The organism is Chitinophagaceae bacterium, assembly GCA_016710165.1.
In the GTDB taxonomy this organism is placed as follows: domain Bacteria; phylum Bacteroidota; class Bacteroidia; order Chitinophagales; family Chitinophagaceae; genus Ferruginibacter.
Genome location: JADJLJ010000002.1, coordinates 181,331 through 194,336 on the forward strand (window position 1 = coordinate 181,331; position 13,006 = coordinate 194,336).

The 13,006-nt window shown below is 45.9% G+C and carries 9 protein-coding genes; 3 read left to right on the plus strand and 6 right to left on the minus strand.

What is annotated here, in order from left to right; all coding sequences use genetic code 11:
• Nucleotides 1-26: 26 nt before the first annotated feature.
• Nucleotides 27-1,952 carry a sulfatase-like hydrolase/transferase gene (locus IPJ02_11180; GenBank protein MBK7376096.1) on the plus strand — a complete coding sequence of 642 codons (1,926 nt, stop codon included), beginning with the start codon at nt 27-29 and terminating at the stop codon, nt 1,950-1,952.
• A gap of 234 nt (nt 1,953-2,186) precedes the next feature.
• Here the strand turns inward: IPJ02_11180 and IPJ02_11185 are convergent, their stop codons facing one another.
• Together IPJ02_11185 and cadA are read right to left on the minus strand one after the other, a co-directional pair.
• Nucleotides 2,187-4,094 (minus strand): RecQ family ATP-dependent DNA helicase, encoded by a 1,908-nt coding sequence (locus IPJ02_11185; GenBank protein MBK7376097.1) that lies wholly within the window; start codon nt 4,092-4,094, stop codon nt 2,187-2,189.
• Nucleotides 4,095-4,116: 22 nt separating this feature from the next.
• On the minus strand, nt 4,117-6,231 hold the full coding sequence (cadA, locus tag IPJ02_11190; protein ID MBK7376098.1) for a cadmium-translocating P-type ATPase: 2,115 nt from the start codon (nt 6,229-6,231) through the stop codon (nt 4,117-4,119).
• A gap of 62 nt (nt 6,232-6,293) precedes the next feature.
• Between cadA and tsaE the strand changes: the two genes are divergently transcribed.
• The gene (gene tsaE, locus IPJ02_11195; protein MBK7376099.1) at nt 6,294-6,707 is read left to right on the plus strand and encodes a tRNA (adenosine(37)-N6)-threonylcarbamoyltransferase complex ATPase subunit type 1 TsaE; all 414 of its coding nucleotides are present in this window, start codon (nt 6,294-6,296) and stop codon (nt 6,705-6,707) included.
• Between the two features lie 25 nt (nt 6,708-6,732).
• Complete coding sequence (locus IPJ02_11200; protein ID MBK7376100.1) at nt 6,733-7,947, plus strand: alanine dehydrogenase; 1,215 nt, start codon at nt 6,733-6,735, stop codon at nt 7,945-7,947.
• A gap of 3 nt (nt 7,948-7,950) precedes the next feature.
• Here IPJ02_11200 and IPJ02_11205 read toward each other — a convergent pair whose 3' ends face one another.
• The 4 genes from IPJ02_11205 to IPJ02_11220 form a co-directional block, all read right to left on the minus strand.
• Nucleotides 7,951-8,568, minus strand: a complete 618-nt coding sequence (locus tag IPJ02_11205) for an ABC transporter ATP-binding protein (GenBank protein MBK7376101.1) — start codon at nt 8,566-8,568, stop codon at nt 7,951-7,953.
• A 185-nt stretch (nt 8,569-8,753) separates the two neighbouring features.
• Complete coding sequence (lpxA, locus tag IPJ02_11210) at nt 8,754-9,551, minus strand: acyl-ACP--UDP-N-acetylglucosamine O-acyltransferase (GenBank protein ID MBK7376102.1); 798 nt, start codon at nt 9,549-9,551, stop codon at nt 8,754-8,756.
• A gap of 51 nt (nt 9,552-9,602) precedes the next feature.
• Nucleotides 9,603-11,009, minus strand: a complete 1,407-nt coding sequence (locus IPJ02_11215) for a bifunctional UDP-3-O-[3-hydroxymyristoyl] N-acetylglucosamine deacetylase/3-hydroxyacyl-ACP dehydratase (protein MBK7376103.1) — start codon at nt 11,007-11,009, stop codon at nt 9,603-9,605.
• Nucleotides 11,010-11,087: 78 nt separating this feature from the next.
• The gene (locus IPJ02_11220; protein ID MBK7376104.1) at nt 11,088-12,977 is read right to left on the minus strand and encodes a carboxypeptidase-like regulatory domain-containing protein; all 1,890 of its coding nucleotides are present in this window, start codon (nt 12,975-12,977) and stop codon (nt 11,088-11,090) included.
• Nucleotides 12,978-13,006 lie beyond the last annotated feature (29 nt).

A 13,006-nucleotide genomic window follows, 5' to 3' on the forward strand; every position in this document is an offset into this window, starting at 1 on the left:
AGGAGTATACTTTGTATTTTTGCCGTATGAAAAAAATGCAGAACTGGTTTACCCACCGGTTTGGCCCATTACTTATCTTAGCCATCATTCTTTGTTCACTTAGTTTCATTACAAGGGTGATCCTTTTGATCAGGAGCTGGCCCAACCTTGATTTTAACCTGCTTCATTTGGTTAATCTGTTCCTCATTGGCCTGTTCTACGACCTGGTTGTATGGGGGTTCTTTGCCATTCCGGTGGCACTGTATTGCTGGCTGATGAAGGATTCCTGGTACCAGAAGAAATGGCAGCGTATTCCCCTTTTCATTCTGTTCTTTTTGATCACGCTTATCCTTGTACTTAATGCCGGCGCTGAAATCGTTTTCTGGGATGAGTTCAATGTACGTTTTAACTTTATTGCAGTTGATTACCTGATCTATACCACCGAAGTAATTGGTAATATCCGGGAGTCCTATAATGTACCTTTGATCATGGCCGCTGTTTTACTTGCTGTATTTTTTATCCTGTTCCTGGTAAGAAAAAGAATTGTTGTCACCCAGCTGAGCAGCATGCGTTTCCGGAACCGGACCGTCTTTTTCCTGGTCTTCCTGTTATTTCCTTTGGCAGGTTATTTCCTGGTCAATAACCGGTTAAAGAACATCAGTAATAACAATTACATAAATGAACTCGGCGGGAATGGTATCTATGAATTTGGAACGGCCTTCTGGAACAATGAGATTGACTACAACAAATTTTACCTTACCCGGAACGATACAGCGAATTTTGCCATCCTGAGAAACTTGCTGAAGGCGCCCGGTACAACATTCACCAATGACCCATTGAGTATCGAACGCCGGATAAAAAGCGATGGTCCTGAACATAAATGGAACATTGTGCTGATAAGTGTTGAAAGCCTGAGCAGTGATTACCTGAAACGGTTTGGCAATAAAGAGAATATCACGCCGTACCTGGATTCTCTCATTCCGTACAGTTTGTGGTTTGATAAATTCTACGCATCCGGTACGCGGACAGTGAGGGGCCTGGAAGCTTTATCCCTGGCCATTCCTCCCACACCCGGGCAATCCATCGTTCGCCGGCCCGGGAATGACGATATGTTTACCATGGGCAGCGTTCTGAAGAGTAAAGGGTATGAATGCAATTACATTTATGGCGGGAATTCCTTCTTTGATAACATGGGTAAATTTTTCAGCAACAGCAGTTATACTGTTTTGGATGAAAGGGACATCCCTGAGAACCTGGTTCATCACACTACCGCATGGGGGGTGGATGATGAAGCAGCATTTGATTTTACCCTGCAGCAGTGCGACCGGAGTTATGCAAAAGGCAAACCGTTCTTTAACCATATTATGACGGTGAGCAATCACAGACCTTATACGTACCCTGATGGAAGAATAGACATACCGTCCGCTTCCCAGTCCATTGCCGGTGCCGTAAAATATACGGACTGTGCCATCAATGGATTCATCAAAAATGCACAGCAAAAACCCTGGTTCAATAATACCCTGTTTGTGATCGTGGCAGATCATTGTTCTAAAAGTGCCGGTAAAACCGACCTGCCTGTGAACCGGTATCACATTCCCTGCCTGGTATATGCCCCGCAATTGATCAAACCTGCTGTGGAAGAAAGATTGGTAAGCCAGATCGACCTGGCACCTACGCTACTTGGACTGATGAACCTGGATTATACCAGCCGCTTTTTTGGATACGACATCTACCGGTTATCCCCGGGTAAGGAACGGGCATTCATCAGTACTTACCAGGATATGGGCTATATAAAGGGGGACAACCTTGTTATATTATCTCCCCGGCGCAGGGTTCATTCTTTTAACGCCGATTTTAAAACGGGGAAAAACACCCAAAGCACTGATTCGGATAGCCTTATCAATGAAGCAATAGCCTGGTACCAGGGGGCAAGTTACCTGTACGGGACCGGATGGTATAAAAGGGTGAAATAAACCGCCATATTCATATATATAATTGATATTCAATCATATATAATTAAACAGATGCCCTAAATACAGTAATTCTCCTGCCCGGTTTCAGGATGATTCTGAAAATACCTGCTAAAAATCTTGCATAATCCTAAAAACCCCTTTATCTTCGTCTCGGTTTTTCATAGGATATTGGATTTTAAAGCGGGACTAGATTTCTATCTTGGTCCCTTTTTTTATTTTAAGCCCTGCCGGTTTTTACCGGTTTACTGAAATGTTACCTTCCTTATCCACTTCTATTTTTTTTTCGGCCTGTAAATAGTCCATAACCTTCCAGACCTTTTGTTTATTGAAGCCTGTTAGCGCAGCAAGTACTTCTTTGAAAGGCAGGGGGGATGATCCAGCCTGTTGAAGAATATACCCGGAGATGTGGTTGAACTCTTCCGTGGATACATGAATGAGCTTTTCGTTTATGCAGTTATCGCAAATGCCACAGGGCTTTACCTTTTTGTCATTGAAATAGGCTGCGATCTGCCTGCTCCTGCAGCCATTGGTATCCCGGATGTAGCCGGTCATGGCAATTACCCGCTCTTCAAAACTTTTTCTCCGTTTCAGGTAATTGGCATTATTGATCCTGTAGTGTTCTGTATACATCCTGTTTTGAAGAAGGAATAGCTGCGGGGTATCTTTCTGCGGGGTATAATGGATGATGCCGGATTCATTTAATTTTCTCAGTTTCATTTTCACCTCTTCCAGGTCTGACTGTAGAAATTTTGCCAGTTTGCTTTCGTATACAACTGCCGGAAAATCAAAGATGCCTTCATATGAACGCAGCAAACCTTTTACCAATGGTTCCAGTTCGGGGTGATGGATCTCAAAATCAGCAAGTTCTTCTTTGCTGGCAGTAAACACAACCGTCGATGGGTTGAAAAAAACTTCGTTGTAACTGAAAATACCTTCCTGCTCCAGCGCTTTGATGGCATAGGTGACGGTGAGTATATTCAATTTAAAGGCAGATGCAAATATTGCCATGTCAAAATCATAAGCAACCCCTTCCCCGGCGCCTGCAGGAACCTGCAGGTGATTCATTATAGCGATGTAAACCTGCCTGATCTCTTCTTCCTTCGGGAAACGGGTATCAACCTGTTCATGAAGGCTCTCCAGTTCTTTGTGGTTGTATAACAATACAGCATAAGCCCTTTTCCCATCCCTGCCGGCCCTTCCTGCTTCCTGGTAATAATTCTCCAGGCAATCCGGTACATCATAATGTACCACCACCCGTACATCCGGTTTGTCAATGCCCATGCCGAAAGCGCTGGTACAAACGATCACCCTTGTTTTATTGTTTATCCAGTTTTCCTGCCGGGTATTCCGTTCTTCGTTATTCAGGCCTGCATGATAAAAACCGGCACCGATATTATTCATCCGGAGCAGCCCGGCGACCCCGGTAGTATGCTTCCTGCTTTTGCAGTAAACAATGGCGGTGCCTTTTACATTTCTTAATATCTCCAGTAATTTATTCTGCTTGGAAGGTACATTGAAAACGCTGTAAGAAAGATTGGGCCGTTCAAATGACTGCTGGAAACGCTGCTGTGTTTTTGTAAAAAGCAGCTTATCACAGATATCATCCTGGACAGGTTTGGTGGCAGAAGCCGTAAGTGCCAGCACCGGTACGCCGGGTAATTGTTCTCTCAGGGCTGCAATACGTGTATAGGGCGGCCTGAAATCATACCCCCATTGCGAAATGCAATGGGCTTCATCCACGGCAACCAGGTTAATGTTCAGTGCCGGCAGGTATTCTAAAAACAAATTCGTTTCCAGGCGTTCGGGAGAAACATACAGGAATTTATAATTACCATACGCCGCATTCTGCAGTGTCTTTTTGATTTCCAGGAAATTCATGCCGGAATAAATGGCAAGGGAAGGGATCCCTTTTCGTTTTAAATTCTCCACCTGGTCTTTCATCAATGCGATGAGCGGACTTACCACCAGGCACAACCCTTCTTTAGCCAGGGCCGGAACCTGGAAGCAGATCGATTTACCTCCACCCGTGGGCAAGAGGGCCAATGTGTCCTTCCCATCCAATACAGAATAGATGATGTCTTCCTGTAAAGGCCGGAAGCCATCAAAACCCCAATGCGCTTTTAAAATTTCATGAATGTTCAACCCGGTAAATTGTGGGTTGAAATTAAACCACTTTCCGGTAATTAAGCCGGATGGAGTTTATGGCCAGCACCACATCGCTGAAACCCATTGCCAGGGCAGCCAGTCCGGGTTGCAGCAAGCCCATGGCTGCGATGGGGATGGCAACAATATTATAGATGAATGCCCAGAAAAGGTTTCCCTTGATGGTACGGAACGTATGTTTACCCAGGCCCAATGCCAATGGCAGATGTTGTATGCCTTTATTCATCAAAACAACCTGGGCGGTTTGTACAGCCAATTGTGTTGCTTCGCTCATGGAAATGCCGATGCTGGCTTTTGCGAGGGCCGGTGCATCATTGATGCCGTCACCCACCATGGCAACCGGCGCTTCCTTGTTCAGCTGCTCAATGATCAGCAGTTTTTCTTCGGGCGTTTTTTCTGCATATACTTTATCAATACCCAGGGCCGTGGCCGTTTTCTGTGTTCTGTCCAGCGAGTCACCGCTTAATAAAATGGTCTGTATGTTTTTTGAATGCAGGTAACTGATCACCTCTTTTGCTTCCGCCCTTATCTCGTCTTCCATGTCAAACCAGCCCGCCAGCTTTTCATTCCGGAGTAAGTAAGCGGTATGTGATCCGTCACTTGTCTGACTTGCAGCAATTTTATGTGAACCTAATTGCCAGGTATTTCCAACAACGTCTTCGGCTTTGATGCCGAGGCCCTTCATTTCTTCGACCTTTTTCCACTGGATCGTATCGGTCACCTTCCATTCTGCAGTAATTGTTTTTGCAATGGGGTGATTGGAATATTTTTCCAGTGAAAAAACAACCCGTTTGAACTCGTCTTCAGCTAAAGCCAATGAACTCATGCCGGTAACCTGGAAATTCCCCTTAGTCAATGTTCCGGTCTTATCAAATACAACCGTCCTTATATCTTTAAACAACTCAAGGCTTTTTGCATTACGGAAAAGGATGCCGTTTTTAGCAGCACGGCCCAACCCAACCGCAATAGCAGCCGGAGTTGCCAGTCCCATGGCACAGGGACAACTGATCACCAGCACAGCAATACTCCTCATCAATGAACCGGTGGCGCTTACATCAAAGGCAAAATGATTGACCAGGAAAGTAACCGCCGAGATCCCGATCACCACCGGAACAAAAACAGCGCTGATCTTATCTGCCAGTTGCTGAACAGGCGGTTTTTCACCCTGGGCCTGTTTAACGAGACTAAGTATATTGCTGAGTACCGTATCTTTTCCGATGGCAGTCACCTGCGCCTTCACGGTCCCATCGGTTACCAGGCTTCCGCCGATCAACGCATCTTTTTTCGTTTTGTGAACAGGTTTGCTTTCACCGGTCAACAGAGATTCATTCACATGCACATCTCCCCATAATATCTTACAGTCCATCGGCACCTGTTCACCCTGCTTTATGAGGATGAGATCCCCCACGTGCAGCTTTGTATTTTCAACCGGGAAGATCAATTCTTTGTGTTGATCATCAAAAGCGATCATATTGGCCATTATTTTCTGCTGTTTGGCCAGTTTTTTTAATTCTCTCTGGGTAGTCTCCACCGATTTGTGTTCTATCCATTCGCCTAAAAAAACAAGGGTGATGATGGTAGCCGTTGTTTCATAAAAGATATAATCCATACCCAGGTTACCAATGGTTCCGATCAGGCTGTATGCAAAAGCAGCCAGGGCACCCATGGCGATCAGTACATTCATATTGGGAATGCCCCGGCGCAGGCTTTTTACGGCGCTGACACCGAAATAACCCATGCCTACCAGGAAGACAGGAACACATATCGCCAGCTGGATCCATGGGTTCATCAAAAAGTGGATATGCCAGGGCAGCATGTGGAGCATTAAGACCAGGGTAAACGGAAGGCAGAAAAGGAAACGCTGGAGATGGTTGGAGAAAAGAGTTTTGGGTTTGTGGTTTGTAGTTTGTTGTTCGTTCACAACTGTATACCCTAAATCTGCTATTCCTTTGGCAAGCTGGTCCCTGGATTTTTTTCCATTCATCTCAAAACTAACTTCCCCACCGATAAAGTTCACTTTCACATCCTTTAATCCCTCTTTTTCCAGGTACCTGTTAATGGTGAGCGCACAGTTGGTGCAGGTCATTCCTTCTACTTTCCAGTCAACTTTTTCCATAATGCAAAATTATTGCCTGAAATTGTAGCCCGATTACCAATGCCGGAAAATATCTTTGCAACATGGAGGTAAATTTTAAACTGGAGGAAATTCAACAGGCAGCTGAAAAGCTTATTGCTGCTGCAGCCGGGCATAAGGTATTTGCATTTCATGGAGAAATGGGTGCCGGTAAAACCACTTTTATCCATGCATTGTGTGAGCGGATGGGCGTAATGGATGTCGTCTCAAGTCCTACCTTCTCCATCATCAACCAATACAGGACCGCCGATGGGCAAACGATCTACCACATGGACCTGTACCGGATGAAAGATGAAAGCGAGGCCATTCATGCCGGGGTGGAAGATTGCCTCTATTCAGGCCATATATGCCTGGTGGAATGGCCTGAAAAAGCCCCGGGTATCTTCCCGGGCGATACGCTGCACATTTCCATAAGCTATGTGGATGATAACACAAGAAAGCTGCAAATAAATTTGTAATTTGTAAGCTTACAATTCTACTGTTATGGCTTCGTCAAGACCTTTTGTATCTTCTTCGTTCACGTATGAGACCCTGGAAGAGACCCTGGATGTAAAACCCAAGGGCTCAGAACTGCTGATAGGCATCCCCAAAGAGAATTCATTTAATGAGAACCGGATCGCCCTTACACCGGAAGCCGTGGGCGTAATGATCGCCAATGGTCACCAGGTGGTGGTGGAAACCAAGGCAGGTGACGGCGCCAGTTATACCGACAAGGATTACAGCGATGCAGGGGCCAGGATCGCGTATGACAAGAAACAGGTCTTTGATTGCAGTATCCTGGTAAAGAGCGCCCCTGTAAGCGAAGCAGAATGTGAGTTGCTTAAACCAAACCAGTATATCATTTCACCCATACACCTGGCGGTAATGAAGCGGGAGATATTGCAGAAGATGATGGATAAAAAGATCACGGCGCTTAGTTTTGAGAACCTCAAAGACGACAGCGGGCATAATCCCATCGTTCGCAGCATGAGTGAGATTGCCGGCAGTGCGGTTATGCTGATCGCCGGGCAGTATTTGAGCAAGACAAATAACGGCAAGGGGGTGTTGGTAGGAGGTATCAGCGGCATACCGCCCACAAAGGTCATCATCATTGGCGCGGGTATTGTGGGTGAATACGCAGCAAGGACCGCCCTGGCCATGGGAGCCAGTGTAAAGGTCTTTGACAACAGCATTTACCGCCTGAAACGTTTGCAGAATAATATCGGTGTACGGTTATGGACATCGGTGATCGAACCCAAGATCCTTGCCAAGCAGTTAAAAACATGTGATGTGGCAGTAGGCGCATTGAGTGGCGCCGGCGGAAGAACTCCTGTGGTGGTAACCGAAGAGACGGTGAGTACGATGCGGCCCGGCAGTGTGATCGTGGATGTTAGTATTGACCACGGCGGCTGTTTTGAGACCAGCAAAGTGACCACGCATGAAAAACCCGTATTCACCAAGTATGATGTGATCCATTACTGCGTGCCCAATATCCCCAGTGGTTTTGCCCGTACGGCTTCGCAGGCCATCAGCAATGTACTGATGCCGCTGATGCTGGAGACGGGCGAGGATGGCGGTATTGACAATATCATCTGGCATAAGATAAATATCCGAAGCGGCATTTACCTCTTTAAGGGAAGCCTTACCAATTTTTACCTGAGCGAACGGTTTGACCTGAAGTTTACGGATCTGAATCTGTTGATTGCGAGCAGGAGGTGAAAGCTATTTATATTTCCCGATCTCGATCACTTCCTCACAAAAATCATATTCCTGCTTTACATTGCTGCTTACAATGACCAGCCTGTCGTTGGTGTAATGGCTGATGAGCGACAGGTATAAGGCGATCCCATCCGCATCCAGGTTGGTAGTTGGTTCATCCAGTAAAAGCACCGGCGTATTGCTGAAAAAGGCCTGTGCCAGTTTCAGCCGTTGTTTCATGCCGCTGCTGAAATAGCGTATCTGTTTGTTGGCCGCTTTCTCCAGTCCAACGATTTTCAATATGTCTGCAATGGTTAAAGAAGGCACCAGTGCTTTGAATTGTAAATGGAATTCCAGCATTTCGGTTGCCGTCATCTCTTCTATAAGTTCCAGGTAAGGTGCGGCGATGGAAAGGTTGGTATAGTGTTGCCCATTGTCTATTGCTGATTGCCCCTTCCTGTATTCAATGGTCCCTTCATTGTGAAGAGTTGCGCCGGCGATCACCTGCAGCAGGGTTGATTTGCCGGAACCATTTGGCCCGGTGATGGCGTATTTTTTACCCTGGGTGAATTCGTAACTGCAGTGACGGAATATCCACTCCCGGTTGAAGCGTTTGCCTGTATTGGTTAAGGAGATGGTCATTGGGTTATTGGTCATTGGGTCATTCTGGAAATATTCAATAAACAATTTTCAATGCTCAATTTTCAAGTCGGGGGTCCTCTGGCCTGCAAACTTCAACATTGAATATTGATCATTTACTCATTCATGATCAGTTCACCTATCCTGAGCATAGTCGAAGGAAGGGGATAGGGACGGCGGGGCGCTATTTATTCATCCTCCACACTTCCCTTGGTAAAGCGTTTGATGATGCCCCGGCCGCTTTCGCGGATGAAGGTGACAATATCATCCCGTTCGTCGGTTGCCGGCAATTCTTCTTCAATATAATTAAGCGCCTGGGAGGTATTCATTCCCTTGTTGTAAATAATGCGGTAGATGTCGAGAATCTTGTTGATGCGGTCCAGGCTGAATCCTTTGCGTTTCAACCCAACCGAATTCACGCCGGCATAGCTAAGCGGTGTACGGCCTGCCTTGATATAGGGTGGCACATCTTTACTTACCAGCGAACCCCCGGAAACAAATGCATACTGCCCTATCTGTACAAACTGGTGAATGGCACACATGCCAGCAAGGATGGCATGATCGCCCATGACCACGTGGCCGGCCATCTGGGTATTGTTGCTCATGATGCAGTTATTGCCAATGATGCAGTCGTGGGCAATATGGCTGTAGGCCATGATGAGGCAGTTGTTGCCTACTTTAGTGGTCCATTTATCTTTGCTGCCCCGGTTCACGGTCACGAACTCACGGATGGTGGTATTGTCACCGATCTCCACGGTGGTCTGCTCTCCCTCGTATTTAAGGTCCTGGGGAATGGCCGCAATAACAGCCCCGGGAAATATGCGGCAGTTCTTGCCGATGCGGGCGCCTTCCATGATGGTCACATTGCTTCCGATCCAGGTACCTTCGCCAATTTCTACGTTTTGATGAATAACACTGAATGGGTCAACCTTAACATTGGTGGCCAGCTTTGCGTTCGGGTGTATGTACGTGTGTGGATGGATCATTTAGTATAATTGGCAATGAGCAAATGACAAGTAATCAACGAATATATCTATTTAATTTCTTTTTACGAGTTGTGCGGTAAGGTCGGCTTCGGTACAAAGCTTATTACCCACATAAACACTTCCCTTCATCACACATATTCCGCGGCGGATGGGTTCTGTCAATTCCATTTTCAGGATCAGGGTATCGCCGGGCACCACTTTCTGTTTGAATTTACAGTTATCAATTTTCAAAAAGTAGGTATCGTACTGTCCGTCGGGCATGGCATTGATACAAAGCAACCCGCCTGTTTGTGCCAGCGCTTCCACCTGCAATACCCCCGGCATCACCGGGTTACCGGGAAAATGCCCCTGGAAAAAATATTCATTGAACGTAACATTCTTAATGCCTACGATCTGCGTATCGGTCAGGTCAATGATCTTGTCAACCAATATGAAAGGAAAACGGTGCGGCAGTGTTTTTTCGATCTGCTGCTGTGTGTATACCGGCTCCCGGTTGGGATCGTAAATGGGAATATCCCGGGTGTGTTTATTCTTTTTTATGTACTGCTTTATCTTTTTTGCAAATTCCACGTTGCTGCTGTGGCCCGGCCTGTTGGCGATGATGTGTGCTTTAATGGGATAGCCGATCAGCGCCAGGTCGCCTACAACATCCAGCAACTTATGACGGGCGGGTTCATTGGCGAACCGTAACTCCAGGTTGTTCAGGTATCCTTCACTCTTTACTTCCACTTTTGTTCTTCCGAAGGCTTTTGCCAGGCGTCCCATCTCTTCATCGGTTACCGGTTTGTCAACCACCACAATGGCATTGTTAATGTCACCGCCTTTGATCAGGTTATTATCCAGCAGCATCTCCAGTTCATGTAAAAAACAAAAAGTGCGGCAGGGGGCGATCTCTGCCTGGAATTCTTTCATTGATTTAAGGCTGGCATGCTGGGTGCCCAGTACGGGGCTGTTAAAATCTATCAGGGTGGTCACCTGGTAATTTACCGATGGCAGCGCCGTCATCTCCACTTTCTTAACATCATCAAAGTAAGAGATATTGGTGTCGATGGTGTACCAGGCTTTTGCTGCATCCTGTTCCAATACACCGGCTTCACCGATGATCTCCACAAACGGTTCGCTGCTGCCATCTATGATCGGTATCTCCGGGCCGTTAACTTCGATCAGGCAGTTGTCGACGCCCATACCAACCAGGGCCGCAAGGATGTGTTCAACGGTACTTACTTTGGCATCGCCTTTAACCAGGGTGGTTCCTCTTGACGTATCGGTAACCAGGTCACAATCAGCCTTTATAACAGGCATTCCGGGCAGGTCAATGCGTTGAAACTGGTAACCAAAACCCGGGTTGGCAGGCCTCAGTGTCATATCCACATTAATACCCGAATGAAGGCCTGTACCGGATATACTTACAGCACCTGCCAATGTATGTTGTTTATCTGGATTAAAGTTTTTATCCATAAGTGCCGAAAATTTTGTTGGCAAAGATATTTAAAATAAAATGCCCGTACTATTTATGGCAGAATGGGTATAAATTGGCTAAAACTGGAACTGGAAGCTTCCAAAAACACCAAACTGGTTTTTCTTGCCGGCGTACATGGGCGTGGGGGATACCCGCCATACAAAATCTAGGCGAAGTATCTTAAAAATGTTATCAATGCCGGTACCTATTTCAATATAGGTTCTTCCGTTCAGATTTTTAAATCCAGGGATCTTATTGCCGGATGTGTCTGCCAGGTAATTGGCGGTAATGTTCTCATTGCTTAATGAACCCCAGAGCGTCTTCACATTCCAGAACTGCCTCCATTTCAATTTCCGGGTAAGGGGGATGAACCTGAAAAGCCCCGATCCCAGGTTGTGCTCCACGTTCACCCCGGCATATTTATCACTCAGGTATTCAAAACGGTTCATCAGGTTGAAGGAAGCAGGGCTGTAATAGTACAGGTCATTGCCGGGATGATTCTCGAGGTTTGTGAAAGGCAATGTGCTGTTCACGAACCCGCCATATACTTTATACCGCAGCGTCCCGTATGGCGATATCTTCATAAAGTCCTTAACAGCCAAGGAAATCTTGGTATAGCTATAAGCGCTGTTGAATACTCCCTTGATCCCTTTGGCGATCATCAGTTCTGCAATGGGATATTTGGTGCCAATGGAAGTACGGAAATAATCCGTTTCAATAAAACGTTCCAGGTAAGCAAAGCGTAATTTGACCGCTACTTCAAAATTGGTAAGTGGCGTGCCGCTGCTGACGGTATAGTATGACTTTAAAGGTAAATTCTGCAAAGGATCATATTGCCGGTGAACAATAAACCATTCGGTTGAAAATCCCTTGCCCCATTCATTGAATACCTCGAACCGTATGTCTTTGGTCTGTATGAATTTCCGCGTCACATTCGGTTTGCGTATGGCGAGGGAGAAAATATTATCCTGGCTTACTTCGCCAACCTGGTTGATCCCATTATCCACGTCATTCAAAAAGGAGGCATGCAGTCTTAACCGTTTGGGGTTTCTTTTTATGATCCAGTAAGCCTCTGCCAGGCCCTTTAACTTTTTATCCCTCGTGCCGTATGCCAGGTAGCCATGCACATAAATGTCCTTCATTAATTTCTTATTGTTACCCAGGTCAAACCGGAAACGGGTGCCTTCCCACTGGTTGCCACTTATCCAGTTAAACCAGGGGCCTATTTCAAATTTGCCAACATCCCTGTAACCACCTGCCAGGAATTTGATATTTTGCTCAAACCGCTGAAATTTGGGCATTTTTGTCAGTTTGTCGATCGTTTCATAGATCCCTTTTTCATTCTTTGACAGGGTATCGTGCCGTAGTTCGTTCCAGGCAGAATCAGACTTTTCGATAACCCCCTTTTCTGTTGTTACCACTTCTTCAATGTGTTGGCCTTTAAAAGCTTCCTTTAACGAATCGCTGTTGATCACAATGTCCTTATAGGATGTTGTTTTTCGCCCGATGAATGTCAATGATTTTTTCCCGAGCATCCGGAAGTCGGCAAAGAATTTATCCCGGTTCAAAAAGATCACGGAATCGTTGAGAGGAATATATTCCTGGAAAACACTGATGCGGTCAATGTAATTGATGTTGGCATCTTTTCCCAGGTATAAAGAGATCTTGCGGATCTGGTAGGTTTTTTCTGTTACCCAGGCATCTCCCTGGAATGTATTCTGGCCGGGGCGTTTTGGCCTGAAAACAAAATGATAAAGTTTATTCCCGTTAACGATCTGTGTATCGGGCACGGTAAATATGTAAAAAGCATCTGCATTATCATTAAAAGGACTGACAAAATCCTTGTCCATCACATTTACAAAATTACTGTAGATGCTGACATTCTGGTTCATGACACCCAGTACCTTGCTGACGCTTTCAATATTGATACCTAAATTATCGGCGCCTACGATCTTGCTGGCCTTCACATTTTCATTGAATTTTTTGGCTTTGCTCT

Excerpts from the sequence above, each read along its gene's own strand:
- IPJ02_11205 (MBK7376101.1), bottom strand. The coding sequence starts at position 8,568 with ATGACCATCTCCTTAACCAATACAGGCAAACGCTTCAACCGGGAGTGG.
- cadA (MBK7376098.1), bottom strand. The coding sequence starts at position 6,231 with ATGGAAAAAGTTGACTGGAAAGTAGAAGGAATGACCTGCACCAACTGT.
- IPJ02_11215 (MBK7376103.1), bottom strand. The coding sequence starts at position 11,009 with ATGGATAAAAACTTTAATCCAGATAAACAACATACATTGGCAGGTGCT.
- IPJ02_11180 (MBK7376096.1), top strand. The coding sequence starts at position 27 with ATGAAAAAAATGCAGAACTGGTTTACCCACCGGTTTGGCCCATTACTT.
- IPJ02_11200 (MBK7376100.1), top strand. The coding sequence starts at position 6,733 with ATGGCTTCGTCAAGACCTTTTGTATCTTCTTCGTTCACGTATGAGACC.
- tsaE (MBK7376099.1), top strand. The coding sequence starts at position 6,294 with ATGGAGGTAAATTTTAAACTGGAGGAAATTCAACAGGCAGCTGAAAAG.
- lpxA (MBK7376102.1), bottom strand. The coding sequence starts at position 9,551 with ATGATCCATCCACACACGTACATACACCCGAACGCAAAGCTGGCCACC.